This is a genomic window from Streptomyces marispadix (genome assembly GCF_022524345.1).
GTDB classification, from domain to species: Bacteria; Actinomycetota; Actinomycetes; order Streptomycetales; family Streptomycetaceae; genus Streptomyces; species Streptomyces marispadix.
Window position 1 is genome coordinate 3,504,787 of sequence record NZ_JAKWJU010000002.1, and the last position, 15,202, is coordinate 3,519,988.

A 15,202-nucleotide genomic window follows, 5' to 3' on the forward strand; every position below is an offset into this window, starting at 1 on the left:
GGGCCCCGTCCGTGTCAGGCAAGCAGTTCGGCATCGATGCGGGAGAAGACGAGGTCCATCTCCTCCGTGACGGGCTCCAGCCAACGTCGAGGCGGTCGAGGGCGACGGATGGCTGCCGGGTAGCTGCCTGGGTCGTAGTCGTTGTCCAGCTGGTACGTGTGGAAGCCACGATCCTGGAAGGTCGCGAGCAGCTCGTCGACCGAGTCCCCCAGTGCGCGCATGCGCTCTGGGGTCACCTCGACTACCACTTCGACGTCCGCCCGCAGCTGGCTCAGCACGGGCTTCAGTCCCCGTACTGCTGCCCCTTCCGCACCTTCAACATCGATCTTGATCACACGCGCCCGCCCGAGCTCCGTCTCGCTGAGCAGCTGAGTCAACGGATGTGCGTCGACCTCGAACTCGGACTCCGTCGGCCCTGTGTAAGGGACGGTGCTGGTCGCTCCGGCGTTCCGGGAGCTTGCTTGAACGAACCTCAGCGTCTCGTCCCTATCGGAGGCCGCGGCCTGGATCGCTCGAAGGTTTCCGCAGCCGTTCATGTAGGCGTGCTGCACAAGCCTACGATGGAACGCTGGCGAAGCCTCAACGGCCACGACCGTCCCGTTAGGGCCCACCAGGGATGAGCCGAGCACGCTGAAGTACCCGATGTTGGCGCCCACGTCGACGAAGACGTCCCCAGGTTTCAGCCTCGCCTGGAGCCAGTGAGTCAGGTGCGGCTCCCAGACACCGAACATGTACAGATGGCGCTGGATCAGGTCCTCGCTGTCGACGAGCAACCTCGCGCCGAAGCGTGTCCGTGCTTCGCGACGTACGGAGTGCTCCCGGAGGTGAGGAGTGAGGTACACCCGCGCAAGCATGTTCTTGCCCAGCGTCCCGGGCGAGTAGCGGACGTAGTTCCGCCCGAGTCCCCACAAGAACCGACGCCCGTCGACACCCATCCCGCTACCCACCTCTTCGCCGGCCGTCTTGCCGGTCACCGGGGCTGAGCTGCACTTACCGGCCCACTGGAACAACGCTTCACGCGCCTCATAAAGTCCTCTGGACATCTGGACAACAAGTTCCATGCCAGGGGGATGACTTGGACACCGGCGAACAGTTCGTGACCATCAGCGCCGTCTTATTGGGTGCCCTGATGACGCACGTGACCAACTACATGCTGGAGCGAAGCCGCAACCGCCACCAACTGCTGACGCGGTGGGACGACAAGAAGCTCGACGCCTACGAGGGATACGTCGACCGCACCCGCGCGATGATCTTCCTTGCCGTGCAACTGTACGAACACAAGGAAGGCATACGCGAAAGCCAGAAGTCAGAGCCGGAGATGCTGGCGGAGATGAGCGACGCAAGCCGGCTACGGGGCCGTGCCTTCGAGCGGGTCATGCTGCTCGGGGGTGACGAGGTGGTCGAGGCTGGCCATCGACTCAACGCGGCCGTTGTCGAAGTCGACTGGCAGGCCACCGGTAGGACATCCGGGCCCCTCGACGAGTGGCGAGCACGGAACCGAGCCGCCTTCCAGGCCATCAATAGCTTTCACGACGCCGCGAGGGAAGACCTGGGCGTCAAGGGCGACGTGACTGGCGAAAGCCACCCAGAGCGGGACCTCTTGCTTCCACCGCGTCAGCGAAACAGCGAAGAGTCACTGCGAGACGCGTGAGTTTCTATGAGCTGAGCCGAGGTCAGAACGGTCAGTGAAGCGGCAGGGTGCCGCGCCACTATCTTCACTCTAAGTATACGGATGCGGAGACTGAAATGCCCATCTCGCCATTCTCAGTGGCATCATTGTTGCTGACACCGTTGGTTGAGACCAAACCGCTAGGCACGGCCACAGGATTCGTCCTTACCCATGATGCAAAGAACTATCTGATCACCAACTGGCACGTTGTAGCCGGGAGAAACCGACTGACGGGCCAACCCATCCATAACTCGGCAGCAACTCCCGACTCAATCACCATTCGGTGCCTCGAAAATCGAGGCAGGCGAGCGTCGTACGTCGACGTTGCTCGATGGGTCGACGTATCCGAGGAGCTACTTGACGAGGAGGGTATGCCCTTGTGGCTAGAACATCCCAAGTTCGGACGTCGCGTGGACGTGGTCGCACTGCCACTGACGCCGAGATCAAACACGCAGCTGGTTCCGTACAATGACCAATTGATGAATGAGACGATGCGAGCGGGGGTTTCAGACTGGGTCAACATACTTGGATTCCCCTTTGGTGTTACTGGTGGAGGATCTCTTGCAGTATGGACCAAGGGTGCAATCGCCACTGAGGTTGACGTGGATTTCGGGGACTTGCCGTGTTTTTTGATTGACTCACGGACTAGGCCCGGGCAATCCGGGTCCCCGGTAATCGCCTACTCGCCGGGAGGGATGACAGCAATGGCGAACGGTGAGACCGTGATGGCTCAGAATGCTATGGCCAACTTGCTTGGTGTCTATTCAGGAAGGATCAATGAAAAATCAGACCTCGGCCACGTGTGGAAAACTAAAGCTGTTCGCGAAATTCTTACTAATGGCGTCGAAGGGAATGGCGCCTTGAACTCTAATGCAACCTGAGCATGGCTCTCGATTACCTTACTGACTCTCCGGTTCCTCGAAAAATGTGAAACTTCCAGGGGTTGGTGCGTTGATGAAGTCGGTGGCAACCCAGTCAAAGCGATTCACTTGCTCCTCCGATGCCTCGGCAACGTGGACCTGCAGGCTCTCTTTCCCCAAGCGCAGCAGCACCTGCGGAGACACCATGAACAACCTGCATCCAGCTCGGTCCTTCATCTCGCGGACGAGTTCGGGGCGGGGTCCCCGAACTACGCCTCGGGTTCGACGCCACCAGTCTTCTTTCATGTCCTGAGTCACGAACAGCACATCAGCATCCCGGCGTTGTGCTTCCCGCAGCGTCTGTTCCCACCGCAGGTAGTCTCCCGCTGCTCGATCCCCCCTCTTGTTTCGATCCAGGTAGCCTGGCGGGATCTCCTCCTGAGCACGCTTGTCCGCCTGTTGTACAGCCTGCTCGTAATCGCTCCGCGACAGTGCCGGCCCGACGCGGCCCGACAGAATGGTCTCAAGAGCACAAGTTACCGGGTCATCCCCGGTGCCAATCAAGTAATCGAGCTCTGCGTCGTTAGCATGGACGGTAATGAAGTCTCGCAGTCGCGCAAAAGCAGTGTTTAGGTTGGCAAGGGGCTCCTCTCGATCGGCCTCGTCGACACCGGTGGAACGTGCCCAGCTCTCCACTACCGTGACGCTTTTGCTAGCAAGGTTCTCCAGCGAGGACGAGGCTTCTCGTGCCCTGTTCCGGCGAAGCGTGAGAATAGATTCTCGGTTGCTCCAGAATTCGGCAATTGCTTGGTGAGGGACCCAGATTTGATCTTTGATGCGACTAAGAACGGAGAGAAGGTCCTGCCGGGCCTGGACGCTGTACAGGTACAGATTGAGAAGAACGTTCGTGTCGAGGACGACCATGCCTTCGGTCATGACCCGCTGGTATTCCTCTGCACCCGGGGTACGGTATGCCTCAAATCCATCGAATAGTCCATGATTGATTCCCTCGTCGGGCATCTGTGCCTCCGCGTCCCTTCTCGACCAGGAGAAAGCATGACGCATTGAGCGCTAAAGCACCAAGGGAGCTGGCCATGGGAGGGCCTGGATTGGGTTTCACGCCCCACGTGGGCTGGCCTTCTGTTTGGAGCTGGTGAGGGGTCGAACACCACGCTCTGAATTTGGGAATCACCGAGCGGTTGGGGCTGAGCAACCCTACTGAGCTGCGTACACGACGGCTGAAGCCCTGCCGAGAGAGTCCTAGTCGTGACCGAAGTTGACCGGGACTCCCTGCTCTTTCTGGCACGAAGCTGGAACGGTGCAGCCGACAGCCTGCTTCAGGTGGCAATCCACTGTGCCAGGGTCTGCCACTGCGCTGCTGGGTGGCTTACCGTCGGCATCTCGATACCCTCGTCCGTCTTCGTGTATGTGAACGGCGTATTGGGTGCGCGGCCGCCCTTGGCGTGTTGCAGCCCGTCGAATAGCTGGCAGCGTACGGTGCCTGCCGCCGGGTCCGAAGACGTTAGTAGCCACGGGGCTAAGGGCAGCGGTTCGGTATCGCCGGAAACGAGGAGCGGCTGCCCTGTGATCACCGGAGCCTGGGCCATCACCTTGTCAGGGACCGGCCTTCCCACTCCCTTGAGGCTGAGTAGGTGGATGACGTACATCGCGCCGTCGTAGGTCATGGAGACGGGCACCGTGAGGTTCGCGCGCCACGAGGAAGCCGCGCGATGCGCGAATCGGCGTAGCAGGCTGTCGAGTTGTTCAGCTTGGGCTGGTGTGGGTTCATCCCTGCCGTGCGCGAGGGCGTTACGCATTGAGATGAGGTCCTGCACTGGCTGGTGGTCGGAACGTTCAGGAACGAGACACGAGAACATCCGGGCGAAGTCATTCCCCGCACCAGGCAGTCCCGAAAGGGCTGTGCTGAGGGCGAACCAGGTCCTCATACTGGGGGTTGCGAGCCGCTCCGGTGTGATTCCTCGGAGTGGCGCGGGTGGGGTGCTGCTGAGCCCTAGAGCGGTCGTGAACCGCAGAACAGCCTCCAGCGTGTGGAGCCCCTCCAGGACCTTCTTGTTAGGATCATCGGTTCGGGCATACCTGGCGAGGCGGTGGGCCAGGGGCGTCGGCAGTTGGGCGGCGGCAAACTCCAGGGATTGCCGCAGATGGTCGGCGATGGTCGAGAGGCAACGTTCCAGCAGTTCTTCGCCTGCAGCGTCTTTGACGATCCAGTCGTCTGCGTCAAGACGGAGCGCTTCGATGACCTGTTGCTTCGAGCCCTCGCCGGACAGTACAAGACTGGGAATTCGCCACCCCCCGTGCTTGAGCTGCCGGAGCAGCCAGAGGCCGCCCCATTCCGCTGGTGGCATCTTCATGTCGACGAGGACGAGGTCGAAAGGGCGGTCAGTGATCTCCTGCAGCGCGGCGTGCCCGTCTGCCGCGAAGCGCAGACGGGCTCCGGCCTTCTGGAGTGGACGGCACAGCGTGCGGGCTACGTCAGTCTGGTCGTCGGCTACGAGGATGCGCATGTTGGTCAATTGCTGGATCACTCGGGCTCCCCAGCCGTAGGGGTGGCCAGCGGCAGGGTTATCAGCCAAGCAGTGCCCTGGGCTGTTGCGACCGGGGTGAGCTGCCCGCCGGCTCTGGCAAGGAATGAGCGGACGCCGAGGAGGCCCAAGCCGTTGCCGCCGGGCTTGGTGCTGCTAACCCGCTTTCCGGCGTCCAGTGCGGCTGCGACATCTGGTGGGAGCCCGGGACCATCGTCGGCGATCTCGACGATGGCTTCATACTCGTCGGCGGTCCAGTCGATGGTGATGGCCCCCCCATCGTGGAGCGCTTCAATCGCGTTGCTCACTAGGTTATCGAGGGCAGCTGTCAGAGTCCTTGCATCCAGTGCGACGTGGACGGCGCTGCTGGACTCGGGAATCGACAGCGAGATGGCGGGGGGAAGACGAGTAAGTACAGCTCCTGCGTAGTGGCGGAGAAAACCCCCTAGCTCGACGTCCTCGGAGTCGACTGGCGTGAGCATTGAGGTTGCCGCCCTGAGGCGCAGGGCCAGGGCATGCGCCTCGTCGAGGTGTCGGCTTGCGGCGAGTTGCTGCTGTAGCCGCGCTGTACGGCTTTCCGCGGGCTGGGATTCGGCGAGACGGGCAGCGGCGAGCTGATTCTTGAGGTCGTGCAGGAGGTCCGCCGATGCGGCTCGATACGGCTCGGGCCTGGGACGGAGGGCGGCCAGCACCGCCGCGGTGATTGGACCCGGTTCGCTCGGTAGGTTGGGAGCAGTGATGATCACATCTATGCCGTGCTCACTCCCCTTCAGGGTGGCTGTCCTGCTCACTCTGGACCAGAGCGCGCAGACGGTGTCTACGTCGATCCGCGAGGGAGGCTGGGTCGATCGGAAGCGCAGATGGAGCGGCCGGGCGTTGAGAGACTCTACGGAGATTTCTCCATCATGCACCTTCAGGCTGGATAATGCGGCATCGACAATGGCCCGCTCTCGCCCGGAGAGTTGTACAGACGGGAGGAGCCCGGTGGTCTTTAGACGGCCGCGGTGCAGGATTCGCCAGTCGTCTGCAAGGTCTGGCAGGGATATGTCACTGTCCTCGGCGCCGAGGCACCGGTAAACATCGCACAACTGCACCAGGTGCTGTACGTGCGCCTGCGTCAGGTTCTCTGGTTCCTCTACGTGCTCCAAGGTGTCCAGGGCACGTGCGAGTGCTGTATCGAGTGTGTGGTTTGAATCAGTGGGCTCGTCGATGGCTTTCCGGAACCCATCACACAGGTGACTGCCTGGCTGAAGGGGGAGATCGAGTCCCAGGAGTTCATCTACGCCGGTGGCCCACTTGAGCAGCGTGGAAGCATCCGAGGCGAGATGGAGTCCGAACAGTCGGGCATCGACCCACCTTTGCGTCTGAACAGGCGCCATGTCCAGCACGCATGCCTGCTGCGCGAGTAGGAATTGGGCCAACGAGCGATCCCGTCCATCGGCGCCGTCGAAAGATCGTGCCGGGGACCCATCAGCGAGTCGGTCGAGAACCGCGAGGACAGCTAACGAAGCGATGTGCTTCGCTGGTGTCTTACCGGCCACGGAAGCGCCGTCCACTCGAAATTGGACTCCCAGCGCCACACTGTCGAGCACGGCGACCGCCGCGTACCGCCGTGCGTGGTCAGGCCCCGAGACGCGGAACTCGTAGGTCACGTGCAGTTTCATGGCGCTAGCTGCGCGCTGCAGGCGGGTTGTTGGGTCAACTGGCCGTGGTGCGGTGGGTGCTACAAGCTGCCACGCTTCTGCCCACTCTGTCGGCCATCGATCGGCCAGTGTTCCCTGGAAGCTTCCTGCAGCGGAGACTGCGCCGATGACAGCTTGAAACGTGTCGGCTCCGATTTCCACAGGTATCCCCTGTGAATGCTGGCCAGTGCCGAGGAGTAGGCCGGATGCTAAGCCGACCTGGTGGAAAGCTGTGTCGTACACGTCGTTCGGGAGCGTCATGAATCCGAATTCATCAGGAGGATCAATCGCTATATGGCGTGTCTCCGCGAGTCTGTGCTCGTATATGAGGACTTGAGATCCCAAATAAGCAAGAGTCTGATAGTCCTGTTGTTGGCACCTTGCCATTAGATAGCGGTTCTCGTAAGCCCACGAAGCGTGCACGAGGGCTTGGGAGAGAAGGGGACGTGACGTCTCAGGAAGCGAAAAGAGGTCCTGCGTGCGGCGTATTGTCACTAGATGCCCGGGCGATGCACGGATCTCCTGTGCTGGCCGGGACGGTGCGGTGGCCACACGCCGAGGGTTGAAGACCTGGGGTATGTGCCGATGGAGGAAGTCAAGCGCAGCCTGCTGAGCGGCGGCCTTCTTGTTCCTCCCATTTCCCCGGCCTGATCGTCCGCGGCTGTCCTTGACTAAGGCTCGGAAAATTGTGACGTGATCGGGTCCTTCACGCTCATATTCGTACGCAACTGCGTCATAGCCCAGGTACTCGCCCAGGACGGTCTTGGGATCGCTGACGCCAGACTCCATCTTCCGGCGCTGAAAGGTTATGTGATCCATCAGTAGCCGCTTGGCTACCTCCTCCTCGCCTTCAAGGCACAGGACACCGACGACTTGTCGATAGAGGATTGCTGTGACCCTCGAGGGAAGAGTTTTTCGATCAAGTCCGACGCTCAGAGCTGCGGAGTCGAGGAGCCACTTCTGTGCCGTAGTCCAGGCTGGGAACTCGGCGGTGATCCCGGCAACCTCCTTGCTGAGGGTCCCCGAGCTGGGATTTACGGTGCTGCCGTAACATTCAACAGCTGCTGTCTTCCTCAAGAACGCATCGCCCAATCGACTGAGTGCATCCAACGAGACCTGTGTTATGGCTGGCAGGGTCTGACGGTTCTCGTGGAGGTAGGAGCGGTGCACAAGGGCCATGGCAATAGCATTGCGTACGCCTCGTCGGGGGGCAGTGAGTCCCAGTGTGCTCAAGTGCTCGAAGGCCGCACCTGCCTCTCTGACCCGTGCCTCTACGGGGTGCTCAAACTTGCCCAGTCGAGCCCTGCTGAATCCGTCATCCTCAATCGCGATCATGCCCCCCCCGGTTGGTTCCTCTACACAGGCATTCAGTATGACCTGTAGCCACGTCGCTCGATCAAGCTCATTGCCGTATGAGCGCTGTCCTCCATGAGCACGGGCGCTTCGAGGCCGGTCTCTCCGGGTGCCTGCTAGTACCCGCGGAGCCGACCGGCCCTGCCGGTGCCTTCGCTCTTAAGGTTGTGCTCCGCGCACGGGCCGGCCGCCGGGCCGCGCGCGAGTCCCACTCGTGCTACGGCCAAGCGCGGGCAGTTGCTCAGCACTGCGCGGCGGCGTCGAAGTGTATTGGCTGCGGCCGACTTGCCATCTTGGCGCTTCGCCACCGCCGAGATCATTGCAGCGATCTGCCAGGCAGTGCCGGGAGTTCGGTTGCACGGCTTTGGCATTCTTTCGCCCAGCCGACACTTGTCGATGCATCTCTCAGATTGATGAACCGGTCGAGGGGTTCGCCCCGCCGGGGCTGGTGATGTCGCGCGGGGAACGGCACAGCCGGCGGCGCGCTGGGCGGCGTCGGTCGGGGGCCGTTGTCGTGGGCGATGCCCGACGGTGACCGTGGATCCCCGTGGTTTCCCGCTCGCTGGGGCACGGGAGGTGCACGGCCCCCCTGTCTCTGACAACTGAGGCCTTAGACGGGCTTGTTGACCTCGGCGTTTCGTCTGTTGGGGTGTGAGAAGCGTCGGGCGTGAAAATTGCACGCGACTGCCGCGACGCCACTGTCAACGGCGAACGGATCCCGCCGCTGAGGATTCCATCCAGGCAAGAGACCACTGCAAGGAGAGGCGGGAATTCACGCCTCCGTTCGTGCAGGCTGCAGGCCCCAGGTAAATCAGGCGGTTGGGCGTTAATAAGGTTCTTGCTCATGGAGACGTGGAACGCACCGGCGGCTGCTGCGCCGCCCCGTGCAGGAGTGTGGCAGGCGCCGACAGAGTGCGAGCAGAAGCTGCACGAGGCGAAGATGCGTGGCGACTGGGCAGCGTACTTCGACGTCCTGGCCGATTCGGAGCTGTTCATGTCGATGCCTCGGCTGAAGGCCGACGGGATGGACGCCGGCCCGGAGCAGATGTATTGGAGCCCAGCGGTAGGGCAGTGGTGCGAAGTCCTCATGACTGAAGGTGTGCTGCCTGCTCCGGCACCCGATCCCATCTTCATCCTCCTCTCTCTGGAAGCCGTCGCGCAGCTGTGGGAAGAGAACGATGGCGAATGGCTCGCGATCAATCCCGGTACTCCGTGTGAGGCGTTCTTCCCGCCCAACCCCGCCCTGTGGAAGCAGCACGCCGACCGGGCGGCTGGACCGAACGGGAACCTCGGAACCCTGCGCACTCTGAAGCTAGGCGGTCCGCTGCAGGGACCGGTCGCCCACGGTCTGGGCTGCGGAGCGATGATGAGTGTCGTCAACGGTTCCCTGTGGAATGCGATGGCCTCACACGGAGGCGGCTACTTCCAGGAGCGCAAAGCCCTTGAGGAATGGTGGGGAGTAACAGACCACGAGAGCTGGCGTAAGGCCACGGAAGCTCTCCTCAACGGACGAAATGTCAGTGGCACATGGGAATTCGTGCTGGAGATACGCCGCTCCTTGTCCCGACAGTTCGGAGGCCCGGTCGAGCCGGAGTTGTGGCGGGATTCGGCCGAAAGAGCCATGCGCGCTGCCGCCGCCGAGACAGGCAGCACGGTTCTCGACGCCGAAGTAGCCGGCGTGAAGCAACTCATCGGCCGCATCACCCGGTACGAGGCCCGCTTCCGCGCAGAGGGCATCCTCGCAGCCAACACTCAGGTCCGATCCGCTCTGGCCTGGGACTACGGACGGGCCTCCAGCATGGCGCGCTGGGGGATCGCTGCCCGCTACTGCGGGATCCCGGAGGCGGAACAGGTGGTGCTCCGAACCTCCCGCCTGAGCCAGGTCACATACGGCTCCTGGGAAGACTTCGCCGCCGGATACATCCTGGGCCGGTGCCTCCACTTCGACGAGGAGCACTTCGGCGACTGGTACACGGAGATGCTCGACGCGCACCGTCTCCTGAAGACGCACAGAGAGAGCCCCTGGCTCACCATCCCCTGGAACTAGCACAGCTCCACAGGCGGGGCGAGCGGAGAGTCCAGTGGGCCATGTGTGGGCCGAGGGCACGCGCTGCGAGGCTGCGAAGGGCTTCATCGCAGGTGGGCGGCGTTTCGGTTCTCCCAGCCTGACGGTCTTGAAAACCGTCGTGAGGTGATCCCTCACCGTGGGTTCGAATCCCACCGCCTCCGCGGAGGTTATGAGTTTCGCAGGTCAGAAGGGGCGCCCGACGAAAACGGGCGCCCCTTCGGCGTGCACGGTGTCTCACTCTCGATCGCCCGTGTATCGGGTTCGACCAGCGCGTATGGGCCATGTGTTGGCCAGGATCGGCTGTTGCCGTTCGTGCATATCCCGGGTGAAGTGAGCCGAGGCGGGCGTTTGGGACCATGAGGCGTGGGCGGCACCAGTCGTGAAGGTGCGATCCCACCCGCCGCCACACCACTCCAAGCGCCAGGAGCCTGCTGTGCCCTCCGCATTCAAGACCTCGTCGTGGGACGTTCACCGTCTGCCTCACGCGGAGGGCAAGAGCTTCCTGGTCACCGGCGGCAATGCGGGCATCGGGTACTTCGTCGCCGAGCAACTCGCCGGCACTGGGGCCACGGTCGTTCTCGGCAGCCGCGACGAGGCGAAGGCCAAAGCTGCGATCGCTTCGATCAGTTCACGCGTCCCCGGTGCCGATGTGCGGCATCTGCGTCTGGACCTGGCCGATCTCTCGTCGCTCAGGACGTCCGTGGACGCGCTCGAACTGGGCCGCCTCGATGCGGTCGTCTACAACGCCGGCGTGGCACTCGACCATCCACCGCGCCGCGAGACCGAGGACGGCCACGAGCTGATGTTCGCAACCAACCACCTCGGCCACTTCGCACTGACCAGATGGCTGGCTCCCCTGCTCATGGCCACCCCAGAGAGCCGGATCGTCACCACCGGCAGAAAAGGCCGAGCGGCAGGCCGCGATCGAACGCATCTGGAACCACCTGGCCGACAACACGATCGCGGCGCGCCTATGGGCGGCCAGCTGCGAACTGATCGGCGCCGACCTGGCGTTCACCCCAGACGGCCAGGTTCGCTGAGGCAGAAGGCGAAACGACTGCGTTCGCTGAGTGAACGCCTCCCTTGGATGGGGCGGACACAGCAGAGCGCTGGCTTTCGAGCAGTAGTGACGTTGCCTTCGATGGGTTCGGGAGGCGCCCCGATCTTCGGCTGGGCGATGTCGATGAGCTTGGGAGGCACCGGAGTTCTTGCCAGGGCAGCACCCGAGCTCCGCGGGTGAGGTCGCCTTCGATGCCCATGCCCATGCCCATGCTGTTCCAACAGTGGAAGTACTTGGGCAGGAGCAGAGCCGGCAACGCAGATGTGGGCGACTTGGCAGGCCGGAGCACTACCGCCCCCTCACCGACCTGGCTACGCGGCCGACGCTGATCCACGAGGGGGGCCGGTCGCTCTCCTCGAGTCCTCACGGATGAACGCGGATGATCGTCTGCCCGCTGATCCGCTCGGTCGGGTTGAAGGCGGCGACGGCGTGGTCGAGGGTCGAGACGTTGCCGATGTCGGTCCGCAGTCGTCCGTCACGCACCCGCCGGACGATCTCGCTCAGTTGGGCACGATCGGCCTCGACGACGAAGTCGATCGCCTGGCCGTCCGCGGGCCGCGTCTCGGGCGGCCCGACGATGGACACCAGCGTTCCTCCGGCTCGAACCAGGCCCGCGGAGCGCTTCTGAATGTCGCCGCCGATGACATCGAAGACCAGGTCGACGCCGCCGACGTCTTCCAGCGCGCTGTTCTCAAGGTCGACGAACTCCTGCGCGCCGAAGTCGAGCGTCTTCTGACGGTCGGCGGCGCGTCCGGTGCCGATGACGTACGCGCCGAACTCACGTGCAAGCTGCGTCACCATCGAGCCGACTGAGCCGGCCGCGCCGTGCACGAGCACGCTCTGCCCCGCCTGAAGGCGACCGTGCTCGAACAGTCCCTGCCACGCGGTCAGACCCGGAATCGGCAGGCTCGCGCCCACCGTGAAGTCGACGTCGCCCGGGAGCGGCGCGAGGTTGCGTGCCTCGACGGCCACGTACTCCGCCAGGGTGCCGTCGCGATGCCAGTCTGTGAGGCCGAACACCCGCTGTCCCACTGACAGCCCCGTCGTGCCATACCCGAGGGCGGTGACCACTCCGGCCAGCTCGTGCCCGGGAACCGACGGCGTCCGGTCACGGTCGACGCGATCGGTCCAGGTCGAGGGCCACGACAGCTCGGTCGGGACGAAGCCCGAGGCATGAGCCTCGACGACGACGTCGTTTGTCGCCGGTTCAGGCTCGGGCAGCTCCACCAGCGTCATCCCGGCCGTTCCCGCAGCCTGGTCCGTCACCACGATCGCTTTCATCAGGCACCTCCCTGTATCCAGTTCTCGCCGGCACACTCTGCGCACGCTTCTGTGGACGGTCTCGGGTCACTTGGCCGTCAGGGGGATGCGCAGGGTCATGGTGCCGCGCAGGTCGAGCCATGCGTCGTCCGGTGAGCGCATCATGCGGAGCGTCACGTGGCCGCAGTGGGGGCAGCGCCCGACCAGGCCGGGGGCCCGGGTGTAGACGTGCAGCCGCGCCACCGGTTCGGTGACACCGCAATTCGCGCAGCGGCCGCGGGCGCTGGTGAGGTCGACGGCGAAGATCTCGGAGAGCGGGCCTGCCAGGGTGTTGCCGTCCTCGTACTCGTCGCCGTCGGGGTGGTGGGTCATGTCAGCCATGTCAGCCTCCACTGGGGCCGAATCGTTCGGTTCGGATGCGGTCGGGGCCGTGGCCCAGGTCGACGAGGAGGTCCGCCGCGGTCTCGACGAATCCCGTGGGGCCGCAGACGTAGCACATCGGTGAGGTCTCCGGCGGCCACGCGAAGGCGCTGATGTCCTGCCTGGTGATCCGGCCGGCCGGCGCGGCCAGCCGTCGGGAGAGGTCCGTGTGTAGAGGAGTTCCGTCTCCAGGCCGGGGTCGCCGCGCATCAGTTCGGCGCCGTAGTAGCCCTCGGCCGGACTGCGGACCGAGTGCAGCAGCCGGAAGGGTGTGGGGTCGGTGGTCTCGCGCCGGGCGCGGATCATCGCCATGAGGGGTACGACGCCAGAGCCGCCGCCGATCAGCAGCACTGGCCGGGTTCCGTCCGGCGACCACACGAACCAGCCGCCGACCGGTCCGCGCAGCTCCACCGGGTCTCCCGCCGCGAGTTGATCGACCAGATACGGGGAGACCTCGCCGTCTGCGACCCTCTGCACCGTGATCTCGACGTGCTGCCCGCCGGGCGCCGACGCGAGCGAGTAGCTGCGCTGGGCGCTGTAACCGTCCTCAGCGGTCAGCCGCACGTCCACGTGCTGTCCTGCCAGGTGACCGGGCCAGTCCGGCACGTCCAGTACGAGAGTGCTCGCGGTCGCGTTCTCCGTGCGCCTCTCCATGAGCGTCGCGACCCGCCAGCGCAGGCGGGGGCGGGTGCCTAGTCGCCCTGATACCGCTGCTCGCGCCATGGGTCTCCGTAGTCGTGGTAGCCGAGGCTCTCCCAGAAGCCGGGCTCGTCCCGGGTGAGCAGGCGCATGCCGTGCACCCACTTCGCCGACTTCCAGAAGTAGAGGTGGGGGACGAGCAGCCGGGCCGGGCCGCCGTGCTCCGGCGGAATGTCGTCGCCTTCGTAGCCGTAGGCGATCCAGGCCTGGCCCTCTGTCAGGTCCTCCAGCGGCAGGTTCGTGGTGTATCCGCCGTAGGAGCTGACCATGACGAAGTCGGCGGCCGTCTCCACGTCCGCGAGGAGTACGTCGAGGGAGACGCCCTGCCAGGAGGTGTCGAACTTCGACCACTTCGTCACGCAGTGCAGGTCGAGCGTGGGGCTCTCGCTCGGCAGGGACGTCAATTCGGCCCAATTCCAGGAATGCCGGTCTCCCGTTTCGGTGGTCACCGTGAACTCCCAGTCGTCCCGGCCGATTTGCGGCGTAGGGCCGGCCGAAAGCACCGGAAAGTCATGCGTCTCGTACTGCCCCGGCGGCAGCCGGCGGGAGGACTCCCGCGGACGACCCCGGAATCCGGGGGAGACCACACCCATCCGCGACTCCTTCTTCTCCGTCCCCGAAGGGAATGGGACGCAGCGCGCCCACGACGCCTGCTACCGGCGGTGACGAATCGTCGAGCTTTGACGAACGTACGATTCGGTGATCGAGAATGCGACGCGAGGAGCCGGTCGGCGTAACGCCCAGCGGAAGCGAGCCCTCGTGGACCCGTGTCCAGGGCACGCCCGGCGTGGAGATCGCCCGCCCACCCGGGCGGACATCGGGGCGACGTGGCCAGGGCGGTGGTTGCGTCATGTCGGGCTCGAAGGCGGCCAACTAGCGTCTGCCCAGTTCATAGTGCTCACTGTGCAGGCCCTTCTCGGCCACGCCGAAAGCGGCGACCTTGCGGACAGCGATGATGGCGACCGTAAGCAAGATGCTGCTCCAGGACAGATCACCCGCGAGACGGAGCAGGCCCGCCGCCATGAGAAAGTCCAGGAGCAGCGGCAGGGCGGTGCGAATCGTGCGCGTGGTCGCATAGGCGGCCAGGAAGGACACGACACCGAGTGCGGTGATCAGCAGCGCGGCTGCCTCGATCGCGGCGTTCACCTAGGGCGCCTTTCGCCCGCTGGACCGGGCTTCCGCGTCTTGCTGTGGTTCTCCTTCCGCGTCGCGTTCGAGCTCGGCGCGCTCATGGGCGATCTCACGGCCCAGGATGTAGTTGAGCGCCGTCCGGATGGCGGCGATCGCGGCGAGCTGTCCGATCTCGCTGAAACTGGGCGCCACCGCGGTACGCAGTACATCGCCCGCCAACTGGAACTCGAGCCCCAGCACGAGAAACCTGCCCAGCGTCAGCCGGATCCGGTGGAACCCTCGCCCGTGGCCCCCGCTACGCACCACGGCCGCGATGAAGCGGGCGAACGCCCAGACCGCCCCCACAAAAATGATCAACGCTCCCGCGGTCTCCACCACACGTACGAGGACACCGATCGCCTCACGCAGACCCGACTCCGGCAGTACCTCCCACGACAGGACCATGCCTGGCAGTTAC

13 protein-coding genes, 1 tRNA gene and 1 pseudogene are annotated in these 15,202 nt (G+C 64.2%); 5 read left to right on the forward strand and 10 right to left on the reverse strand.

Annotated elements, in window-relative coordinates:
• Positions 1-14: 14 nt before the first annotated feature.
• Entirely contained in the window at positions 15-935 is a 921-nt protein-coding gene (locus MMA15_RS14590; protein ID WP_241063199.1) for an FkbM family methyltransferase, read from the reverse strand.
• Between the two features lie 140 nt (positions 936-1,075).
• Between MMA15_RS14590 and MMA15_RS14595 the strand changes: the two genes are divergently transcribed.
• Positions 1,076-1,651 carry a hypothetical protein gene (locus MMA15_RS14595; protein WP_241060097.1) on the forward strand — a complete coding sequence of 192 codons (576 nt, stop codon included), beginning with the start codon at positions 1,076-1,078 and terminating at the stop codon, positions 1,649-1,651.
• Between the two features lie 95 nt (positions 1,652-1,746).
• Positions 1,747-2,550: a trypsin-like peptidase domain-containing protein gene (locus MMA15_RS14600; protein ID WP_241060099.1), complete on the forward strand. Its 804-nt coding sequence runs from the start codon at positions 1,747-1,749 to the stop codon at positions 2,548-2,550.
• An 18-nt stretch (positions 2,551-2,568) separates the two neighbouring features.
• Here MMA15_RS14600 and MMA15_RS14605 read toward each other — a convergent pair whose 3' ends face one another.
• From MMA15_RS14605 to MMA15_RS14615, 3 genes are all read right to left on the reverse strand, one after another.
• A complete protein-coding gene (locus tag MMA15_RS14605; RefSeq protein WP_241060100.1) occupies positions 2,569-3,549 on the reverse strand; it encodes a PIN-like domain-containing protein in 981 nt (326 codons plus the stop codon).
• Between the two features lie 317 nt (positions 3,550-3,866).
• Positions 3,867-5,075, reverse strand: a complete 1,209-nt coding sequence (locus MMA15_RS14610) for a response regulator (RefSeq protein WP_241060102.1) — start codon at positions 5,073-5,075, stop codon at positions 3,867-3,869.
• Positions 5,072-8,089, reverse strand: coding sequence for an ATP-binding protein (locus MMA15_RS14615; protein ID WP_241060104.1), 3,018 nt, complete (start codon positions 8,087-8,089; stop codon positions 5,072-5,074). Before MMA15_RS14615 ends, MMA15_RS14610 begins: the two co-directional genes overlap by 4 nt.
• Positions 8,090-8,951: 862 nt before the next feature.
• On the opposite strand from MMA15_RS14615, the gene MMA15_RS14620 reads away from it, so the two are divergent.
• The 3 genes from MMA15_RS14620 to MMA15_RS14630 all read left to right on the forward strand — a co-directional run bounded on the left by MMA15_RS14620 (position 8,952) and on the right by MMA15_RS14630 (position 11,415).
• Positions 8,952-10,154, forward strand: a complete 1,203-nt coding sequence (locus MMA15_RS14620; protein ID WP_241060106.1) for a DUF1266 domain-containing protein — start codon at positions 8,952-8,954, stop codon at positions 10,152-10,154.
• Positions 10,155-10,248: 94 nt separating this feature from the next.
• Positions 10,249-10,336, forward strand: a tRNA-Ile gene (locus MMA15_RS14625).
• A 272-nt stretch (positions 10,337-10,608) separates the two neighbouring features.
• Entirely contained in the window at positions 10,609-11,415 is an 807-nt protein-coding gene (locus MMA15_RS14630; RefSeq protein WP_241060107.1) for an SDR family NAD(P)-dependent oxidoreductase, read from the forward strand.
• 183 nt (positions 11,416-11,598) lie between these two features.
• On the opposite strand, the gene MMA15_RS14635 is transcribed toward MMA15_RS14630, so the two are convergent.
• The 6 genes and pseudogenes from MMA15_RS14635 to MMA15_RS14660 all read right to left on the reverse strand — a co-directional run bounded on the left by MMA15_RS14635 (position 11,599) and on the right by MMA15_RS14660 (position 15,189).
• A complete protein-coding gene (locus MMA15_RS14635) occupies positions 11,599-12,516 on the reverse strand; it encodes an NADP-dependent oxidoreductase (protein WP_241060109.1) in 918 nt (305 codons plus the stop codon).
• Positions 12,517-12,582: 66 nt separating this feature from the next.
• Positions 12,583-12,876, reverse strand: coding sequence for a DUF6510 family protein (locus tag MMA15_RS14640; RefSeq protein WP_241060111.1), 294 nt, complete (start codon positions 12,874-12,876; stop codon positions 12,583-12,585).
• A 1-nt stretch (position 12,877) separates the two neighbouring features.
• Positions 12,878-13,638: pseudogene (locus MMA15_RS14645) on the reverse strand (ferredoxin reductase).
• The gene (locus MMA15_RS14650) at positions 13,608-14,207 is read right to left on the reverse strand and encodes a sulfite oxidase-like oxidoreductase (protein WP_241060113.1); all 600 of its coding nucleotides are present in this window, start codon (positions 14,205-14,207) and stop codon (positions 13,608-13,610) included. Before MMA15_RS14650 ends, MMA15_RS14645 begins: the two are co-directional and overlap by 31 nt.
• Positions 14,208-14,487: 280 nt before the next feature.
• On the reverse strand, positions 14,488-14,760 hold the full coding sequence (locus tag MMA15_RS14655; RefSeq protein WP_241060115.1) for a hypothetical protein: 273 nt from the start codon (positions 14,758-14,760) through the stop codon (positions 14,488-14,490).
• Positions 14,761-15,189, reverse strand: a complete 429-nt coding sequence (locus MMA15_RS14660) for a DUF1622 domain-containing protein (RefSeq protein ID WP_241060117.1) — start codon at positions 15,187-15,189, stop codon at positions 14,761-14,763. It lies immediately after the preceding gene.
• Positions 15,190-15,202: the final 13 nt, after the last annotated feature.